The sequence below is a fragment of the Flagellatimonas centrodinii genome, from assembly GCF_016918765.2.
Lineage (GTDB): Bacteria > Pseudomonadota > Gammaproteobacteria > Nevskiales > Nevskiaceae > Polycyclovorans > Polycyclovorans centrodinii.
The window spans coordinates 1,087,799-1,106,371 of record NZ_CP092104.1 but is presented as its reverse complement, the minus strand read 5'-3'; the positions used below and the strand labels follow the sequence as shown (position 1 = coordinate 1,106,371).

Annotated in this window: 20 protein-coding genes; 9 read left to right on the top strand and 11 right to left on the bottom strand. The window is 67.4% G+C overall.

Annotation, left to right across the window (positions count from 1 at the left end; all coding sequences use genetic code 11):
• Nucleotides 1-47: 47 nt before the first annotated feature.
• Nucleotides 48-2,873, top strand: coding sequence for a hypothetical protein (locus JN531_RS05275; protein WP_228347813.1), 2,826 nt, complete (start codon nt 48-50; stop codon nt 2,871-2,873).
• 89 nt (nt 2,874-2,962) lie between these two features.
• Here JN531_RS05275 and JN531_RS05270 read toward each other — a convergent pair whose 3' ends face one another.
• Nucleotides 2,963-3,958, bottom strand: coding sequence for a 2Fe-2S iron-sulfur cluster-binding protein (locus JN531_RS05270; RefSeq protein ID WP_228347812.1), 996 nt, complete (start codon nt 3,956-3,958; stop codon nt 2,963-2,965).
• Between JN531_RS05270 and JN531_RS05265 the strand changes: the two genes are divergently transcribed.
• Genes JN531_RS05265 through JN531_RS05255 form a run of 3 tightly spaced genes read left to right on the top strand, consistent with a single transcriptional unit; the run spans nt 3,957 to nt 6,291 of the window.
• The gene (locus JN531_RS05265) at nt 3,957-4,820 is read left to right on the top strand and encodes an SDR family oxidoreductase (RefSeq protein WP_228347811.1); all 864 of its coding nucleotides are present in this window, start codon (nt 3,957-3,959) and stop codon (nt 4,818-4,820) included. The two genes, JN531_RS05270 and JN531_RS05265, sit on opposite strands and share 2 nt — an antisense overlap.
• A gap of 54 nt (nt 4,821-4,874) precedes the next feature.
• A complete protein-coding gene (gene mscL / locus JN531_RS05260; protein ID WP_228347810.1) occupies nt 4,875-5,279 on the top strand; it encodes a large-conductance mechanosensitive channel protein MscL in 405 nt (134 codons plus the stop codon).
• 4 nt (nt 5,280-5,283) lie between these two features.
• On the top strand, nt 5,284-6,291 hold the full coding sequence (locus JN531_RS05255) for a class 1 fructose-bisphosphatase (protein WP_228347809.1): 1,008 nt from the start codon (nt 5,284-5,286) through the stop codon (nt 6,289-6,291).
• Nucleotides 6,292-6,309: 18 nt separating this feature from the next.
• On the opposite strand, the gene cydB is transcribed toward JN531_RS05255, so the two are convergent.
• The 7 genes from cydB to radC form a co-directional block, all read right to left on the bottom strand.
• Nucleotides 6,310-7,353, bottom strand: a complete 1,044-nt coding sequence (cydB, locus tag JN531_RS05250; RefSeq protein ID WP_228347808.1) for a cytochrome d ubiquinol oxidase subunit II — start codon at nt 7,351-7,353, stop codon at nt 6,310-6,312.
• The gene (locus tag JN531_RS05245) at nt 7,350-8,699 is read right to left on the bottom strand and encodes a cytochrome ubiquinol oxidase subunit I (protein ID WP_228347807.1); all 1,350 of its coding nucleotides are present in this window, start codon (nt 8,697-8,699) and stop codon (nt 7,350-7,352) included. Before JN531_RS05245 ends, cydB begins: the two co-directional genes overlap by 4 nt.
• Nucleotides 8,689-9,297 carry a GbsR/MarR family transcriptional regulator gene (locus tag JN531_RS05240; protein ID WP_228347806.1) on the bottom strand — a complete coding sequence of 203 codons (609 nt, stop codon included), beginning with the start codon at nt 9,295-9,297 and terminating at the stop codon, nt 8,689-8,691. The genes JN531_RS05245 and JN531_RS05240 overlap by 11 nt, the downstream gene beginning before the upstream one ends.
• A gap of 68 nt (nt 9,298-9,365) precedes the next feature.
• Complete coding sequence (gene mgtE, locus JN531_RS05235; RefSeq protein ID WP_228347805.1) at nt 9,366-10,835, bottom strand: magnesium transporter; 1,470 nt, start codon at nt 10,833-10,835, stop codon at nt 9,366-9,368.
• 118 nt (nt 10,836-10,953) lie between these two features.
• The gene (gene rpmG / locus JN531_RS05230; protein WP_228347804.1) at nt 10,954-11,130 is read right to left on the bottom strand and encodes a 50S ribosomal protein L33; all 177 of its coding nucleotides are present in this window, start codon (nt 11,128-11,130) and stop codon (nt 10,954-10,956) included.
• 2 nt (nt 11,131-11,132) lie between these two features.
• Complete coding sequence (gene rpmB / locus JN531_RS05225; protein WP_228347803.1) at nt 11,133-11,369, bottom strand: 50S ribosomal protein L28; 237 nt, start codon at nt 11,367-11,369, stop codon at nt 11,133-11,135.
• Between the two features lie 130 nt (nt 11,370-11,499).
• The gene (gene radC, locus JN531_RS05220) at nt 11,500-12,177 is read right to left on the bottom strand and encodes a RadC family protein (RefSeq protein WP_228347802.1); all 678 of its coding nucleotides are present in this window, start codon (nt 12,175-12,177) and stop codon (nt 11,500-11,502) included.
• Between the two features lie 55 nt (nt 12,178-12,232).
• Here radC and coaBC point away from each other — a divergent pair, with 55 nt between their 5' ends.
• From coaBC to argB, 3 genes are read left to right on the top strand one after another with little or no spacing between them, the layout of a single operon-like run.
• A complete protein-coding gene (gene coaBC / locus JN531_RS05215) occupies nt 12,233-13,444 on the top strand; it encodes a bifunctional phosphopantothenoylcysteine decarboxylase/phosphopantothenate--cysteine ligase CoaBC (RefSeq protein WP_228347801.1) in 1,212 nt (403 codons plus the stop codon).
• Nucleotides 13,444-13,890: a dUTP diphosphatase gene (gene dut / locus JN531_RS05210; protein WP_366522401.1), complete on the top strand. Its 447-nt coding sequence runs from the start codon at nt 13,444-13,446 to the stop codon at nt 13,888-13,890. Before coaBC ends, dut begins: the two co-directional genes overlap by 1 nt.
• Before the next feature lie 38 nt (nt 13,891-13,928).
• Nucleotides 13,929-14,795, top strand: a complete 867-nt coding sequence (argB, locus tag JN531_RS05205; RefSeq protein WP_228347800.1) for an acetylglutamate kinase — start codon at nt 13,929-13,931, stop codon at nt 14,793-14,795.
• On the opposite strand, the gene JN531_RS05200 is transcribed toward argB, so the two are convergent.
• Together JN531_RS05200 and pyrE are read right to left on the bottom strand one after the other, a co-directional pair.
• Complete coding sequence (locus JN531_RS05200) at nt 14,792-15,415, bottom strand: hypothetical protein (RefSeq protein ID WP_239795349.1); 624 nt, start codon at nt 15,413-15,415, stop codon at nt 14,792-14,794. The genes argB and JN531_RS05200 overlap by 4 nt on opposite strands.
• The gene (gene pyrE / locus JN531_RS05195; RefSeq protein ID WP_228347798.1) at nt 15,412-16,059 is read right to left on the bottom strand and encodes an orotate phosphoribosyltransferase; all 648 of its coding nucleotides are present in this window, start codon (nt 16,057-16,059) and stop codon (nt 15,412-15,414) included. Before pyrE ends, JN531_RS05200 begins: the two co-directional genes overlap by 4 nt.
• 88 nt (nt 16,060-16,147) lie before the next feature.
• Here pyrE and JN531_RS05190 point away from each other — a divergent pair, with 88 nt between their 5' ends.
• A complete protein-coding gene (locus JN531_RS05190) occupies nt 16,148-16,915 on the top strand; it encodes an exodeoxyribonuclease III (protein ID WP_228347797.1) in 768 nt (255 codons plus the stop codon).
• On the top strand, nt 16,905-18,218 hold the full coding sequence (locus JN531_RS05185; RefSeq protein ID WP_228347796.1) for an AmpG family muropeptide MFS transporter: 1,314 nt from the start codon (nt 16,905-16,907) through the stop codon (nt 18,216-18,218). The genes JN531_RS05190 and JN531_RS05185 overlap by 11 nt, the downstream gene beginning before the upstream one ends.
• Here the strand turns inward: JN531_RS05185 and JN531_RS05180 are convergent.
• A complete protein-coding gene (locus tag JN531_RS05180; protein ID WP_228347795.1) occupies nt 18,203-18,505 on the bottom strand; it encodes a DUF6763 family protein in 303 nt (100 codons plus the stop codon). The two genes, JN531_RS05185 and JN531_RS05180, sit on opposite strands and share 16 nt — an antisense overlap.
• Nucleotides 18,506-18,573: the final 68 nt, after the last annotated feature.

The following is an 18,573-nucleotide window of genomic DNA, read 5'->3' as shown; positions in this document are numbered from 1 at the left end:
TGGGGCGCTTGGCGCCACCGCGGCTGCGTCAATGCCAGGAGGAACCCATGGCCCGTATTGCCCTCTTCATGCCGAAAGGTGTGGTCGCTGCCGTTTTCGGTGCCTTGCTGCTGTCCGCCTGCGGAGGTAGCGACCCGCTGGCCTTCGGCGGCGGCGGTGACCTGCCACCGCTGCGGGAGGAGACGCTCGACGCCGAGCTACAGCCGCTGATGACGCAGACCACCCTGCGCGGCTGCGATTTCATGAACCCGGACTACTGCCAGTTCCCCTGGCCCAGCGACTACTTCACCACCGAAGACGCCACCAGTCCCACCGGACGCCGGGTCGATCTCAATCTGCTGGGCATGCCGATGAACCTGGTCGGCCTGCCGATCCGCCCGGATGAGTGGAACCGCAATGACGGCTTCTCCCCCGGCCAACTGATCGTCACCCATGTGCCCGGGCTGGACCCGGCGGTTTCCGGCATTGCCGATGTGACCGACATCGAAGCCTCGCTGGAAGACGATGCGCCGATCTTTGTCATCGATGCCGACACCGGTGAGCGCCATCCGATCTGGGCCGAGATCGATGCCAGCGAGACCGCCGGCAGCCTCTGCGACGCGCCGGGCACGGCGGCGGACTTGGTCAACCTGGTGGCGGGCGAAGCCGGGCTCGATGACCTGCTGGAAAATCTCGACGGCGTGGTCGGTACGGTGACCGATGGCCTCGACCAGGGCTGCACCCTGACACTGCAGCCGATTCTGGCGGCACTGGGCGAGGCGCTCAGCGCCAGCGGCATCGAACCCAACAGCGCCTTCAAGGTGGACCCGCCGGCACTGCTGATGCGTCCGGGGATCAACTTCAAGGACGGCCACCGCTATATCGTGGTGATGCGCGACCTGCGCGACGCCGAGGGCAACCTGCTGGAGGCGCCGCCGGGCTTCCGCGTCTACCGCGACCGTCACCGCAGCGAACTGGCGCCGGTGAACGCCCGCCGCGAGCACATGGAGTCGCTGTTCGCCACGCTGGCCGACAACGGCGTGGCGCGGGATGAGCTCTACATGGCCTGGGATTTCACCGTCGCCAGCGTCCGCAACACTGCCGGCAGGGTGCTGGCGATGCGTGACACCGCCCGTTTTGCGCTGGGCCTGTCGGCACCGGCGTTCGAAGTGACCGAGGTCCAGGATTTCGACAGCGGGCCGTCGATACGGCGGGTCAGCGGCACCATGACGGTGCCGAACTTCCTGACGCTGCCGGACGGCATCTGCGACAACCTGGTGCCGCCGGTCAGTCAGAACCTGATCGACTACTGCTCGGCGCTCAACGAACTCGGCGATGCCCTCGGCGGCACCGAGGTGCCGGTGCTGTCGCAGGTGCTGGGGCCGGTCACCGATGCTCTGGGGCTGCTGCAGGAGCTGGGGCAGATTCCGTTCTCGCGGCTCTACTACGGCAACAGCGCCAGTGACGTGCCGCAGGTGAACCCCACCATGCCGACGCAGCAGTTCGATTTCCAGTGCGAGATTCCGCGCACGGCGGTGGGTAGTTTCACCGATGCCACGACCTGGCTGCGCCCGGCCACGCCGACGCTCTATGGTCACGGCTTGCTCGGTAGCAAGGGCGAAGTTGGCGGTGGCAGCACCGCGCGGCTGCGCGAGCAGAACATCCTGCACTGTGCAGTGGACTGGGTCGGCATGGCGACCCGCGACGTGCCGTCGGTGGTCACCTTCCTGCTCGACATGAGCAACTTCCCGACGCTGCCGGACCGGGTCCAGCAGAGCGTGGTGAACTTCCACTTCCTCGGGCGGCTTCTCACCCATCCCGCCGGTTTCGCGGCTGATCCCGCGTTCCAGACCATCGACGGCCGTTCGGTGATCAACCGCGACCGACTGGTTTATGACGGCAACAGCCAGGGCGGCATCATCGGCGGCGTGGTGGTGGCCACCAGCACCGACCTCACACGCGCGTCGCTGGGCGTGCCGGGCATGAACTACTCGACGCTGCTGCGTCGCAGTGTCGACTTCGATGCCTACGGTTCGCTGCTGTATCTGGCCTACCCCAACAGTTTCGACCAGAGCTTCATCCTGTCGCTGATCCAGATGCTGTGGGACCGTGCCGAGACCAACGGCTACGCCAACCATCTGCGGCGGCCGGATGCCTTCACCGCCCTGGGCCACCCGACGCCGGATCATGAGGTGATGCTCAATGTCGCCTTCGGTGACCATCAGGTGGCGGATGTCACCGCCGAGATCATGGCGCGCAGCTTTGATGGCGCGGTGCATCTGCCGGGCACCGAGCCCGGGCGGCACTCCAACGTCAATCCCTACTGGGGGCTGCGGACCGCGCAGGATGGCGAAAGCGGTTCGGTGATGGTGGTCTGGGACATCGGGCCGCTCGACAACGACTTCAACCCCGGAACCGCGACCTCGCCGGCGACCAACGTGCCGCCGCGCCTGGGTCGCGACCCGCACAGCGATCCGCGAGCCGAACCCAGTGGCGGCATCCAGCGGCAGGCCTTCCTGCTCGACGACACCTACGTCAACGTCTGCGGTGATCGTCCCTGCTTCGCGCGGGACTATGTGTCGGCCGATGTGGCCTCAGGGGCCGCGGGCAACCGGGCGCCGTTCGTCAACGTGCCGGGGCCGGCGCAGGTGACGGCGGGCGGTGCCGTGCCGCTGATCGCACGTGCCGCCGACCCCGATCGCGACGAGCTCACCTACCAATGGGAGATCGTCTCGGGTGCGGCCTGCGTGGCACAGCTGAACGCGGCCGATACCGCGGAAGCCGAGATTTTCGTCACCTCCGACTGTGATCTGCAGCAGATCGCGGCACGGGTGACGGTGACGGATGGGCGGGGTGGGGCTGCGGGGGAGACGCTGCAGATCGATCTGTTCTGATCTGATCGACTGACAGCGATGTTGTGGGGACGCCCGGGCGGGAGACCGCCCGGGCGTTTTTCATGGGCGGCAGCGGGGGCCTTTCGGGCTCATCGGCCTGGCCAGGTCTTGAAGGCATCCTCGAAGCGGTCGTAGAACAGCTGCGCGGCGTCGAGGCCGGCGGCCGGGAACGCGGTCTTGGCGGCATCAATCATCGGCGGCGGGCCGGCCATGTAGACGGCGTAGGCCGACAGGTCGGGATGGGCGGCGACGACCGCCTCGTGGACGAAGCCGCGGGCGCCGGTCCAGCCCGCGCCGGGCGCGCCCAGCACCGGGTGGTAACGAAGGTTTGCATGCTGCATCGCCAGCCCGCTCAGGGCCTCGTGATGATAGAGGTCGGCCTCGCTGCGCACCCCCCACCAGAGGTCGATCGGGCGCGGGTCGCCTTCGGCCAGCAGCGCCTCCAGCTGCGCCAGCACCGGGGCCAGGCCGGTGCCGCCGGCCACCATCAGCAGCGGGCGATCGTCATCGCGGACGAAGAAGCTGCCGAGTGGGCCCTCAAGTCGGATGATCTGGCCATCCGGCGCGGCGGCCAGCGCCTGGGCGAAGCGGCCGCCGGGGACAACGCGGACATGCCACTGCAGGGTCTCGCCGTCGGGCGCACTGGCCAGCGAGAAGCTGCGACGCCCGCCGTCGTCCAGCAACACATCGACATACTGGCCGGGCAGATAACGAAATGGCGCGCCGCGCGGCAGTTTCAGGCTCACCCCCAGCACGTCGGCGCTGAGCCAGCGGCGCGCCAGCAGCCGGGTGGTGATGCGTCGCGGCGCCAGCCCGGCGAGGCGTGCCGGCAGGTCCAGTGTCAGGTCGCTGCGGGGCTGGGCGCGACAGGTCAGCATCTGCCCTGCGGCGGCCTCTGCGGCGCTGAGCGCGGGTGCGCCGCCGGGGTAGGCCACCGTGCCGCGGCCGGGCAGGCGACAGGCGCCGCAGCTGCCGGATTCGCAGCCGTACGGCAGCACCACATGGGCAGCGCGGGCCGAGGCCAGCACGGTATGTTCCGGCTTGGCGGAGAATGTACGACCGTCTGACAGGGTAATGGTGAACATGCAGTCTCAGTGGGTAACGCAGTGGCCGCAGCGGGCCCTGATCGTGGGATGTGGCGATGTCGGGACGCGCATTGCGCGCCGGCTCCACCATGCCGGGGTGAAGGTTACCGGGATCGTCCGCCGCGAGGGCGCCGCCGCCGCCCTGGAGGCCGAAGGTGTGGCGGCCGAGGTCCGCGACCTCGATACCGCCCCCGATTCCCCCCTGCCCCCGGCGGACTGGGTGTTCTGGTGTGCGCCACCTCCCCGTGAGGGCGTCGAGGACCGGCGGCTGCGGCGCTGGCTGCCGGCGCTGGCCGGGCGCCGCGTGGTGTACGGCTCGACCACGGCAGTGTATGGCGACTGCGGCGGGCGCTGGATCGACGAGGACGAGCCGACACAGCCGCTGCACGACCGCGGCCGGCGCCGGCTGGATGCCGAGCAGGCGCTGCAGGCGGCCGGGATCGAGACCGTGATCCTGCGCATCCCCGGGATTTACGGCCCCGGCCGCTGGCCGCTGGCGCGCCTGCAGGCGGGCACGCCGGTGATCCGCGAAGACCAGTCGCCACCGTCCAACCGGATTCACGCCGAAGACCTCGCCGATGTGGCGATCCTGGCGGCGCGGCGCGGCGCGACCGGCCGGGTCTATCACGTCGGCGACGGCCAGCCCACCACCATGAGCGACTACTTCCTGCGCTGCGCGGCGCATTTCGGGCTGCCGCCACCGCCGCAGGTCGACTTCGAGACCGCGCGCAAGACCTTCAGCCCGGCACAGTGGTCGTTCATCGAGGGCGCGCGCCGGTTGCGGGTGGACCGCGCGCGTGAAGAGCTGGGTTTCGTCCCTGCCTATCCCGATCTGGCCGCCGGCCTCTCGGGTTCCGGGTGAAGCCGCCACGGCACTTCGCCTACACTTCGCCCACCTTCCAATTGGAGCGCTCCGATGCTCGAAGAATTCAAGAAGTTCGCCTTGCGCGGCAACGTGATCGACCTCGCGGTCGGGGTCGTCATTGGCGCCGCCTTCGGCAAGATCGTGTCGTCACTGGTGGGCGACCTGTTGATGCCGGTGATCGGCATGATGGTCGGTGGCGTTGATTTCGCTGACCTGGTGATCGTGCTCAAGGCAGCCGAGGGCGACCTGCCGGCGGTGACCATCGGTTACGGCAAGTTCCTCCAGACCGTGCTCGACTTCATCATCATCGCCTGGGCGGTGTTCCTGTTCGTGAAACTGTTCAACAACCTGAAGAAGAAGGAAGAGGCCGCGCCTGCCGCGCCGCCCGCGCCACCGGAACCGTCGGTGGAAGAGAAGCTGCTGACCGAAATCCGCGACCTGCTGAAAAAGGACTGATGCCTTGAACAACCCGGTTTCCCTCACCCAGTTCCTGATCGAGGAGCAACGCGCCCACGGTTCGTTGAACGCCGACCTGCGGCTGTTGCTGGAGGTGGTGGCTCGCGCCTGCAAGCGCATTTCCATCGCCGTGAGCAAGGGTGCCCTCGGCGGCGTGCTGGGAGAGGCCGGCACCGGCAATATCCAGGGCGAGGCGCAGAAGAAGCTCGACGTGCTGTCCAACGAGATCCTGCTGCAAGCCAATGCCTGGGGCGGCCATCTGGCGGCGATGGCGTCGGAGGAAATGGACCACCCCAGCCTGATCCCCGGCGAATATCCCACCGGCGGTTACCTGCTGTTGTTCGACCCGCTCGACGGCTCTTCCAACATCGACGTCAACATCAGCGTCGGCACCATCTTCTCGGTGCTGCGGGTGAAGGAGGGCGTCGAGCCCACCTGCGAAGAGTCGTTTCTGCAGCCGGGGACACAGCAGGTGGCGGCCGGTTATGCGGTGTACGGCCCCAGCACCCTGCTGGTGCTGACGCTGGGCACCGGGGTGCACGTGTTCACCCTCGATCGCGAGCTCGGCAGTTTCACCCTCACCCAGCGTGACGTGCGGATACCCGAGGATACCCAGGAGTTTTCCATCAACGCCTCGAACCGGCGGCACTGGGAAGCGCCGATGACGCGCTACATCGACGAATGCATTGCCGGCAAGACCGGGCCGCGGGGCAAGGATTTCAACATGCGCTGGGTGGCCTCGATGGTAGCCGACGTGCATCGCATCCTCACCCGCGGCGGGGTCTTCATGTATCCGCTGGATGCCAAGACCGCCGCCCAGGGCGGCAAGCTGCGATTGATGTACGAAGCCAACCCGATGAGCTTCATCATCGAGCAGGCCGGCGGCAAGTCGAGTACCGGCCGCGAGCGCATCATGGCGATCCAGCCGGAGGCCCTGCATCAGCGGGTGCCGGTGATCATGGGCTCCCGCAACGAGGTGGAGCGGGTCGTCAGCTATCACCAGGACAACTGAGCCCGCCGCCATCCCCGTTCACTCGTAGGACAGGCCCTCGGTCTTGCCCCAGAACACCCGGTAGGCGTAGACGGTGTAGAGCAGGATCGCCGGCAGTACCACCAGCACGCCCCAGAGGATGATCTTCAGGGATTCCGGGGCGCTGGCGGCGTCCCAGACGGTGATGCGGTCGAGCACCAGCCAGGGGAACAGGCTGTAGGCCAGACCGAAGAAGGCCAGGGTGAACAGGCCGACGGCGCCGGCAAACGGGGTCCACACCCAGCGCTCCACGCCGTGGGTGTTGCCGGCGCGCAGGTCCGCCTGCAAGCGCCGGCTGAAGATGAACAACAGGCCGACCAGCACGGCGGTCATCAGCGGGATCGGTGCCAACGCCAGGATGTTGGGAAAGCTGAACCATTTGGCGAAGATCTGCGGGCTCACCAGCGGGGTGGCCAGCGACACCCCTGCGATGCCGAGGGCGGCCACCAGCAGCGCCTTGCGTGCCCATCCGGCCGCGCGGGTCTGCAGGGCGCCCTCGCTTTTCATGATCAGCCAGCCCGCACCCAGCAGGGTGTAGCCGCCGGCCAGCCCGACGCCGATCCCCAGCGCGAACAGCCAGTTCAGCGGGCTGTGGTCGAAGGCGGTTACCAACAGGCCCAGCATCACCCCCTGGGACAGGGCGGCGAGGCTGCTGCCGACAAAGAAGGCGCGGTCCCAGAACGGTTTGTGGGCGGCGCGTGCCTTGACCCGGAAGTCGAAGGCGACGCCGCGCAGGATCAGCCCTGCCAGCATGACGGCCACCGGCAGGTAGAGACTGGTGAGAATCACCCCATGTGCCAATGGAAACGCCACCAGCAGGATGCCGACGCCGAGCACCAGCCAGGTCTCGTTGGCATCCCAGAACGGGCCGATGGAGGCGATCATCAGGTCGCGTTCCGCCTCGCTGCCGGCCCAGGGGAGGAGCATCCCCACCCCGAGGTCATAGCCGTCGAGAATGACGTAGGCGAACATCGACACGCCCATCAGCATCATGAAGATCAGCGGCAGCCACAGGGCTTCGCCCGTGAGTTCGGCGGGAATCATGCGGAGGCTCCTGCGATGGCCGGGGCAGCCGGTGCCGGCGTGCGGGCGTCGGCCTTGCGGGCCAGGTAGAACACCACCGACACATAGGCGGCGGTGAGAAACAGGTAGAGCGTCAGGTACATCGCCAGCGAGCTGGCGATCATGCCGCTGCCGATGGTGGGGGCGACCGCGTCGACGGTCTTCAGCACACCCTGCACCAGCCAGGGCTGGCGGCCCATCTCGGTGGTGTACCAGCCGGCCAGTACGCCCAGCCAGCCGGAGAAGGTCATGGCGATCACCGGCGGCAGCATCCACCGCGGCAGCTCGCCGCGACGCCACACCAGCAGGGTCGCCAGCCACGACACCGCCAGCATCAGCAGGCCGACGCCGACCATGATGCGGAAGGCCCAGAACACCGGCGCCACCCGCGGGTGCTCGCCGTCGAAGTCGTTGAGGCCCTGCACCACCCCGTCCCAGTCATGGGTGAGGTAGAACGAGGCCAGCCCGGGAATCGCCACCTCGAAATCGTTGCGGCGTTCGGCCTCGTTGGGCAGGGCAAACAGGATGGCCGGTGCGCGTGGCTGGGTTTCCCAGATGCCCTCCATCGCCGCCACCTTGGCCGGCTGATGCTTCAACGTATTGAGGCCATGGAGGTCGCCGATCACGATCTGCAGCGGAATCAGCAAGGCCGCCAGCACCACGCCCACCTTGAGGCCCAGCCGCGCTTCCTCGGCACGGTCACCCCGCCACAGGCGATAGGCCGACAGGCCGGCCACCAGAAAGGCGCCGGTCAGGCCACAGCCGATCAGCATGTGGCTGAAGCGGTAGGGCAGCGAGGGGTTGAAGACGATCGCCCACCAGTCGGTGGCATGGGCCACGCCGTCGCGCATCTCGAAGCCGGTGGGGGTCTGCATCCATGAGTTCAGCGCCAGAATCCAGAACGCCGACAGGGTGGTGCCGATGCAGACCAGGAAGGTGGCCAGGGTGTGCACCCGGTTGGACACCCGGTTCTGGCCGAACAGCATCACGGCGAGGAAGGTCGCTTCCATGAAGAAGGCGGTCAGTACCTCATAGGCCAGCAGTGGCCCGGCGATATTGCCGACGGTTTCCATGAACCCCGGCCAGTTGGTGCCGAACTGGAAGCTCATGGTGATGCCGCTGACCACCCCCAGCGCAAAGGTCAGGGCAAACACCTTGATCCAGAAACGGTAGAGCCCGGCCCAGGCGGGATTGCCGGTGGCGTTGTGGCGCAGCTTGAAGAACAGCAGCAGCCAACCCAGCGCGATGGTGATGGTGGGGAACAGGATGTGAAACGTGATGTTGGCAGCGAACTGGATGCGCGCCAGGGTGGCGGGTTCAAAGTCCATCGACGTTCTCGGCAGCGTGGGCGGGGGTCAGGGTGGGTTCGATGCGGGGCTTGCGGGCGACACTGGCGCCGCCCAGGCGGTCACGGAAATCCAGCAGCTTGGTGACGCCGGCGCCGAGCTGCATCAGGCGCTCAAGGGTGCCGCGGTCGAGTCGCTGCACTTCCAGAAACCAGCCGGTGAGCATTTCGATGAGGTCGTGCATCTCGCGCATGCGGCGGCGCAGATGGGCTTCGCCGGGATCGGTTTCGGGCTGCAGCAGGGCATCCCGCAGCATGGTCAGGGTGGGGGCGATCTCACGCTTGTGGCGCTCCTCGGCGAGCTTGCGGAAGATCTCCCAGGCGTCATCCGGCGAGGTGAAGTACTCGCGGCGGTCGCCGGGGCGGTAGCTGCGCTTGAGCAGTTGCCAGCCGTCCAGCTCCTTCAGCCCCATGCTGACGTTGGAGCGGGAGAAGCACAGACGTTCGGCGATCTCGTCCGCGGTGAGCGGCTGCGGGTGCGCCACCAGCAGGGCGTAGATCTGCCCGATGGTCCGGTTGATACCCCAGCGGGAGCCCATTTCGCCGAAGTGCATGATGAACTGGTCGGTGAGGGAGGCCATGACATCCTGTAATTTCAGTAATGACTGAAATTATTGACCAGCTTGCAATGCTTGTCCAGCAGGGCGGGTCAGACCAGCAGCAGGGCCGCCAGCCCGAGGAAAATGAAGAAGCCCATGCTGTCGGTGATGGCGGTGAGCATGACGCTCGACCCCATCACCGGGTCGCGGCCGAAGCGATGCAGGGTGAGCGGAATCACCACGCCGGCGCCCGCCGCCACCCACAGGTTGAGCAGCACCGCCAGGGCAATGACGCCGGCCAGCGCCCAGTCGTGATAAAGCACCAGGGTGGCGACCGCCAGCACGCTGCCCCAGAGCACGCCATTGAGGGTGGCGACGCTGAATTCCTTGGCGAACATCTGCCGTAACTGTGAGGGCCCCAGCTGGTCCAGCGCCAGGCCGCGGATCACCAGCGCCACCGTCTGGTTGCCGGTGTTGCCGCCGATGCTGGCGACGATCGGCATCAGCGCAGCCAGCGCCACCAGCTCCAGGATCACGCCCTCGAAGGCGTCGATCACCCGCGAGGCAAGAAAGGCGGTGAACAGGTTCAGCGCCAACCAGGGGCCGCGATTGCGGGCGCTGCTGGCGATCGGCGCGAACAGGTCCTCGCCGTGCGACAGGCCGCGTTGGCGCAGGCTGTCGGCCTCGGCCTTCTCGTTGATTTCGTCGACCACTGCGTCCACCGTGAGCCGCCCCACCACCTGCCGGTGCAGGTTGAGCACCGGTGCCTCGATCAGGTCGTACTTCTCGAAGGCATCAAGGGCCTCGCGGGCGGGGTCATCGGTGTAGAAGTAATGGGGGCCGGTGTCCATCACCTCGGCGACCTGCTGTTCCGGTTCGTTGAACAGCAGCTGCTCGAACCGCATCACCCCGCGCAACTGGCTGGCGCGGTCGATGACGATGATCTGGTTGCAGTCGTGCGGCAGGTCCTGACGGCGGCGGCGCAGCAGGCGTTGCACCGCCTCCAGGCTGGCATCGTCGCGGACCGTGATGTAGTCGAGGTCCATCATCGCCCCCACCGTGCCTTCGGGGAACGACAGCACCGACCGCACCTCGGCCTGGTCATCACGGTCAAGATGCGCCAGCACCTGCTGGCTGAGGTCGCCCGGCAGCTGTTCCAGCAGGTCGGCGATATCGTCGGATTCGAGATGGCGGATGGCGGCGGCGATGGATTCCGGCGCCATGTCCATCAACAGGGTGCGCAGCACCGCTTCCCCCATCTCCAGCAGCACCGCCCCGCGTTGCAACGGGGTGACCAGTTGCCAGGCCATCTGCCGGGCCTCGGGGGCAAGGCTTTCCAGCACGAAGGCGATGTCGGCGGGGTGGAAGCTGGCGAGCCGCTGCGACAGCCGGGCCTGCTGCTGGCGTTGCAGCAGTTGCGCCACGACATCGCTTCGGGGGCTGTCGTCGCGGGAGACCAGGTCGCGTTCGATGGCCTGCCGCGACAGCAATTCGATCACCTGCGCGCGTGCCTGCTCCAGGTGCCGGTGGTGGGCCCGGCCCTGCGCGCCTTCAGGATTGTCTGACCCGATTTGAGCCATACCCCACTCCTGCAGCAGATGAAAATCAAAAAGCCCGCCGGATGGCGGGCTTCGCTTGCAGCCAGGGCATCTGGCCTGTCGGAGCCGCGCTAACGCGGGCCGACCGGCACGCGCTGGACTACTTGATCTTGCCTTCCTTGAACACGACGTGCTTGCGCACCACCGGATCGTACTTCTTGAACTCGAACTTGTCCGGCGTGTTCTTCTTGTTCTTGGTGGTGGTGTAGAAGTAGCCGGTGCCCTCGGTGGAGATCAGGCGGATCTTCTCACGGTCTTTTTTCGTCTTGCCGGCCATGGTTACACCTTCTCGCCGCGGGCGCGGAGTTCAGCGATCACCACTTCGACGCCCTTCTTGTCGATGGTGCGCATGCCGTTGGCGGAAACGCGCAGCGAGATGAAGCGTTTTTCCGATTCCAGCCAGAAGCGATGCTTGTGGAGGTTCGGTTCGAAGCGGCGGCGGCGACGGTTGTTGGCGTGGCTCACCGTGTTACCGGTGGTCGGCCGCTTGCCGGTGACCTGACAGACTTTGGACATGAGTACAGCCCTCAAAAAAATCGGGTGGCCGGTCAGTGATGACCTGAGCCCTGCCAGCCGGTGGGCCAGCACACAAAGGGCGCGCTTTATAGCAGCTTTGTTCGTCGGGCCGCAAGCGTTACCCCGGCGTTCACAACCAGCCACGGCGGGCAAAGCTGACCGGCGGGCCGTCGCCGATCACCAGATGGTCGAGCACGCGGATGTCCACCAGCGCCAGGGCCGACTGCAGGCGCTGGGTCAGCGCGCGGTCGGCGGGGCTGGGCTCGGCCACGCCGCTGGGGTGGTTGTGGGCGAGGATGACGGCCGCGGCATGGTGCTGCAGGGCGCGGCGCACCACCTCGCGGCTGTAGACCGCCGCCGCGTCCAGCGTGCCCTCACTGATGCGCTCGAAGGCCAGTACCCGATGCTGGTTGTCGAGATAGAGCAGGGCGAACACCTCGTGATGCAGGTCGCGCAGCTGGTGGCACAGGTAGTGGGCCACCGCGTCAGGGTCGGTCAGCGCATCGCCGCGCTGCAGGCTCTCGGCCAGATGCCGGCGCGCCATCTCCAGCACCGCCTGCAGTTGCGCGTACTTGGCCGGCCCCAGCCCGGCCTGCGCGCAGAACCGTTGCGCGTCAGCCTGCAGCAGGGCACGTAACCCGCCGAAGTCGCGCAGCAGCCGGCGCGCCAGATCGACCGCGCTCTCGACGGGGACGCCGGTACGCAGAAAGATCGCCAGCAGCTCGGCATCGGACAGCGCGCCGGGGCCGGCGGCCAGCAAGCGCTCGCGGGGGCGTTCGGCGGCAGGCCAATCGCGGATCGGGGGCATGCTGACTCCTGTCGTGAATTCTCATCAACCAGCTCGGCGATAGAATAGTGCCCGAATGAACACGCTCCTCACACCCTTGGCCGGTCGTCGCATCCTGTTGGGTGTCACCGGGGGCGTCGCCGCCTACAAGGCTGCCGACCTGCTGCGCCGCCTCAAGGAGGCCGGGGCCGAGGTGCGGGTGGTGATGACCACCCATGCCACCGCCTTCGTCGCGCCGCTGACCTTTCAGGCCCTGTCCGGCGAGCCGGTGCGCGACGGGCTGCTCGACCCCGCCCACGAAGCGGCGATGGGGCATATCGAACTGGCGCGCTGGCCCGACCTGATTCTGGTGGCGCCCGCGACCGCAAATTGCATGGCCAAGGTTGCCCAGGGGCTTGCTGACGATCTGTTGTCGACGCTGTTGCTGGCCACTGATCGCCCGGTGGCGATGGCGCCGGCGATGAACCGGCTGATGTGGGCCAACCCCGCCACCCGTGCCAATGTCGAGACGCTTCTTGCTCGTGGCATCCAGCTGCTGGGGCCGGGCAGTGGAGACCAGGCCTGTGGCGAGACCGGCGAAGGCCGGATGCTGGAGCCGGTGCAGATCCGCGATGCGGTGATCGAACGCCTGACCACCCCCGGCCCGCTGCAGGGCTGTCGGGCCGTGGTCAGTGCCGGCCCGACCCGCGAGCCGATCGACCCGGTGCGCTTCATCGGCAACCGCTCCTCCGGCAAGCAGGGCTTTGCGGTGGCGGCAGCGCTGAAGGCGCTGGGCGCCGAGGTGACGCTGGTGGCCGGGCCGGTCAGCCTGCCCACCCCGGCCGGGGTGAAGCGGGTCGATGTCGAGACCACCGCGCAGATGCTGGAGGCCGCCCGTACCGCGGTGGCCGGTGCCCAACTGTTCGTCTCGGTGGCGGCAGTGGCCGACTACCATGTTGCCGACGTGGCCCCGCGCAAGATCAAGAAGCATGACGCCAGCCTGCCGCTGGTGCTCAACCGCAACCCGGACATCCTGAGCACGCTGCGGGCTGAGTTCCCGGCGCTGTTCATGGTCGGCTTCGCCGCCGAAACCGACGACCTTGAAACCCACGCGCGCGGCAAGCTCGAACGCAAGGGCCTGCAGATGATTGCCGCCAACCAGGTCGGCGACGGCCGCGCTTTCGAAGTTGATCGCAACGCGCTGCAGGTGTTCTGGCCGGGGGGCAGCGCCACCCTCGACGAGGGGCCGAAGGCCGACGTCGCCCGTGCCCTTGCCGCTCTCATTGCCGACCGTTACCGGAACCCCTGATGACCTCGATCGAACTGAAAGTGCTGGACCCCCGCGCCAGCGTGCCGGCCTATGCCACCGACGGCAGTGCCGGGCTGGACCTGCGGGCGCTGCTGGATGCAGCGCTGGAACTGCAGCCGGGCCAGACGCAATTGATCAAGACCGGTCTCGCCGTGCATATCGCCGACCCCGGCTTGGCGGCGGTGATCCTGCCGCGTTCCGGGCTCGGCCACAAACACGGCATCGTGCTCGGCAACCTGGTCGGCCTGATCGACTCTGATTATCAGGGTGAGTTGATGGTGAGCTGCTGGAACCGCGGCCAGACCCCCTTCACCATCGAACCCGGCGAGCGCATCGCGCAGCTGGTATTCGTGCCGGTGGTGCGCGCCGCGCTGACGGTGGTCGACGCGTTCGGCCAGGGCTCTGCCCGCGGCGCCGGTGGATTTGGCTCTACCGGCCGGACCTGATAGAACCCCCTCACCCCTGACCCGTCGCCCGACACGGCATGACCATCGACCTCGCCACTGCCCAGAACATCGCCCGGGTTCTCACCGAAGCCCTGCCCTACATCCAGCGCTTCCATGGCAAGACCATGGTGGTGAAGTACGGCGGTAACGCGATGAAGGACGACACCATGATCGAGTCGTTCGCGCGCGATATCGTGCTGATGAAGGCGGTCGGCATGAATCCGGTCGTCATTCATGGCGGCGGGCCGCAGATCGGCGCCCACCTCGAACGCCTGGGCAAGAAGAGCGAGTTCATCGACGGCATGCGGGTCACCGATGCCGACACCATGGATGTGGTGGAGATGATGCTCGGCGGGCTGGTCAACAAGGCGGTGGTGTCTGCGATCAACCAGCAGGGCGGTCGTGCGGTCGGGCTCACCGGCAAGGATGGCGGCATGATCCGCGCCCGCAAGATGACCATGCCCGGTGGTCAGGATGTCGGTCAGGTCGGCGAGGTCGAGCAGATCGATCCGCGGGTGATCAACCACCTGGAAGCCGGCGGCTTCATCCCGGTGATCGCGCCAGTCGGTGTCGGCGCTGCCGGCGAGGCCTACAACATCAACGCCGACATCGCCGCCGGCAAGCTGGCGACAGTGCTCAAGGCCGAAAAGCTGATGCTGCTCACCAACATCCGCGGCCTGCTGGACAAGGACGGCAAGATCCTCACCGGCCTCAAGGTGCCGCAGGTGCAGGCGCTGATCGCCGACGGCACCATCTATGGCGGCATGCTGCCGAAGATTGGCTGCGCGCTGGATGCGGTGAATGCCGGCGTCAAGTCGGCCCACATCATCGACGGCCGCATCGAACATTCGGTGTTGCTGGAGCTGTTTACCGATGAAGGGATCGGCACCCTGATCCGCGGCTAGGGGGTGAGCTTGCGGAAGCGGGCAATGTCGCGGTCATAGCGTTCACGCAGCTCGGCGCCCTTCGCGTCGAGCGCATCCAATGCGACCTGATGCTCTTTTTCGGCGTCGGCAAAGCTGTTGATCTGCTGCTGCAGCTTGTCGGGCACCGCCTTGCCGGCCTCACCGAGGCTGGCCGCGCGCTGGCTCAGGTCGGCCAGCGATTTCCGCGTCTCCGCCAGCGCCTCCTCGGCCAGCACGCGGCGGCCAGCAAGGTCGGACAGGCGGCGTTCGCGCTGGTCGATCAGGGCCTGCACGTCGGGGTAGGTCTGGATCAGGAAGTTGTCGTAGGCCTCGCGCTTGGCGGCGGCCTCGGCATCGGCCTCGGCGCGGGCCTGAGCCTCGATCGCCGCCTGTCGCTCGGCCGCCGTGGCCTCGCGGGCGCGGGTTTCCACCACCACACCACGGTCGTTGAACAGCTTGCGTTCCTTGCTGGCGTACTGCGGTGGCACCGTGTTGCCACAGGCGCGCTGGCCGTTGTCGTCGGTCCAGCAGACGATGCGCGGCGTGCTCTGTGCATGAACCGTAGTCGCGATTGCGAACAGGGCAAGACCCAGGGCAGGGGTGTGACGCAGATTCATCATTGCACTCCGTAGGCGGCCTGATAGGCGCGAATCGCTGCCGCGGTGGCGGCGTGTTCGGCGCCGGTGCCCAGATAATCCAGCACATCGCGCACGTTGACCAGCGACTGCACGCCGACCCCGGTATCGGCCGCCATCGCCTCCACTGCAGACTGACCTGCCAGCGGACCCTGCTCCTGGCGGTCGAGGGCGATGAGCGCGGCCACCGGCTCGGCACCCGCCTCGCGCAGCAGCGTCACGGCCTGTCGCAGGGCGGTGCCGGCGGTCAGCACGTCGTCGATGATCACCACCCGCTTGCCGCGGGGGTCGGCGCCGACCAGGGTGCCCCCCTCGCCGTGGTCCTTGGCTTCCTTGCGGTTGTAGGCAAAGGGGACGTCGCGGCCCTGCTCGGCCAGGGCCACGGCGACTGCGGTGGCCAGCGGGATGCCCTTGTAGGCGGGGCCGAACAGCAGGTCGAATTCGATGCCGCTGGCGGTCAGTGCGGCGGCATAGGCCTGGCCGAGGCGACGCATGGCAGCGCCACCGCTGATGCGGCCGAGGTTGAAGAAGTAGGGCGATTTCCGCCCCGACTTGAGGGTGAACTCGCCGAAGGTCAGCACGGCATGGCTGACCGCCAGTTCGAGGAAGTCGCGTTGATGAGGCAGCATGATCGGGTCCGGGTTCAGGATCGGGCAGGGTGCGCGCGGGAACGCTACCCTATCGCCATTCTACGAATCCCCCGGGGCCGGCTCATCCGTGCGTATCGTCAGTGTCAACACCAATGGGCTGCGTTCGGCCGCCCGCAAGGGCTTTTTCGACTGGCTGGAAGTCTCGGGCGCCGACGTCGTCTGTGTCCAGGAAACCAAGGCACAGGCCGCGGATCTGGATGACAGCTTCCGTCCTGCCGGGTGGCACGTGCACTTTCACAGTGCACTCAAGAAGGGCTATGCCGGTACCGCCATCTACGCCCGGCAGGCACCTGACGCAGTGATCGACAGCCTCGCGCTGCCCGAATTCGATGACGAGGGCCGCTATCTCGAATACCGGTTCGGACCCCTGTCGGTGGCCTCGCTGTATCTGCCGTCAGGCTCGTCCGGCCCCGAACGGCAGGCATCCAAAGACCGCTTTCTCGACGCCTATCTGCCGCAGATGGCGGCGATGCGGGCCGGTGGCCGCGAGTACGTGCTCTGCGGGGACTGGAACATCGCCCATCGCGAGATCGACCTGAAGAACTGGAAGTCCAACCAGAAGAACTCCGGCTTCCTGCCGCACGAGCGGGCATGGATGGACCAGGTGCTGGCGCAGGGGTGGGTGGATGCCTACCGTCACCTCTATCCGGAGGCCGAAGGCGAGGCCTATACCTGGTGGTCGAACCGCGGCAACGCCTACGCCAACAACGTGGGATGGCGTATCGACTACCAGATTGTCACCCCCGGCATGGCGGCCCGATTGACCGCCGGCACGGTCTACAAGGACCAGCGTTTTTCCGATCACGCGCCCCTGATTCTCGACTATGCCGACTGAGGCCGCCGGCTGGCGCGCCTGGCTGGCCTACCTGCAGCCGCGCCCGCTGGCGATGCTGTTTCTCGGCTTTTCGGCCGGGCTGCCGTTCCTGCTGGTGTTCTCGACGCTGTCGGCCTGGCTGCGCGAGGCCGGCATCGACCGCACCACCATCGGCCTGCTGTCGTGGGTAGGGCTCGCCTACTCCTTCAAGCTGTTGTGGGCGCCGGTGGTGGACCGCGCCACGCTGCCGCTGCTCAGCCGCTGGCTGGGGCGGCGGCGGGCCTGGATGCTGCTGGCGCAACTGGCGCTGATTGCCGGGCTGGCGGCGATGGCCCACGGCGACCCGGTGAACGCGCTGCCGCTGCTGGCGACGCTGGCGGTGGCGGTGGCCTTTGCCAGCGCCACCCAGGACATCGTCATCGACGCCTGGCGCATCGAGGCGGCACCGCAGAGCCTGCAGGGCACCATGGCCGCCACCTACCAACTGGGCTACCGCCTGGGCCTGATGATGGCGACCGCTGGCGCCCTGTGGCTGGCGGGCACCTACGACTGGAAGACGGCGTATCTGGCGATGGCGGCGGCGGTCGGGCTGGGGCTGCTGACCACCCTGCTGATCCCCGAGCCGGACGCCAGCGCGGTGGCCGCAGAGGCCGCGGCACAGGCGCCCCGGCGCAATCTGCGCGAGCTGTTCCGGGTGGCGATCTGGGAGCCGCTGGCGGAGTTCTTCACCCGCAACGGCGTGCGCTCGGCGCTGCTGATCCTGGCATTCGTCGGCAGCTTCCGCCTGACCGACTACACCATGGGCGTGATGGCCAACCCGTTCTATCTCGACGTCGGCTACACGCTGCAAGAGATCGCGCTGGTGGCCAAAGGCTACGGCGTGGTGGCGTCGATCATCGGCGTTGTTGTCGGTGGCTGGGGCGTGCTGCGGCTGGGCACCATCCGCGCGCTGGTGGTAGGCGGCGTACTGGTGATCGGCTCGAATCTAGCCTTTCTCACCCTGGCCCTGCAGGAGCAGCCCGGCCTGCTGGCGCTGGGCATGGTGGTGAGTGGCGACAACTTCGCCTACAACTTCGCCGGCACGGCGTTCATCGCCTACCTGTCGGGGCTCACCAACATCGCCTACACGGCGACCCAGTACGCGCTGTTCTCGTCGCTGTTCTCGTTGCCGGGCAAGCTGTTGATGGGGGCATCGGGGGCGGTGGTCGATGCCTTCGGCTACCCGGTGTTCTTCGCCTACACCTCACTGCTGGGGCTGCCCAGCCTGGTGTTGGTGATCTACCTGTCGCGGCGGTTGCCGGTGCCGGCTCAGAGGCCCAGCTGATCGAGCTTGTCGAGGGGGTCTCGCCACTGATCGCCGCCGCCGCCAAGCTCGTCTTCCAGACCGAAGTCGTCGCGTGCCGTGTCGTAGGCGCCGGCCAGGTCCTCGGGCGGGGCGCAGGGCCGGGCGGCGAGGCCCAGCCAGCTGTCGAAGTCGAAATCCTCCAGCGTACCGTCGTAGTGCTGCACCAGCACGATCTCGCCGTGAAGATCGATGCCGACGATCTCGAACGGTTCCCCGTCGGTGCGGTACCAGCGCCCCACGGAGACCTCACTCAGCCATTCCGCCATGTGCCAACCCTCCGGTGATCACAATGGAATCACACCATCGGTTCTACGCCGGTTGTGAGGGGCTTTCA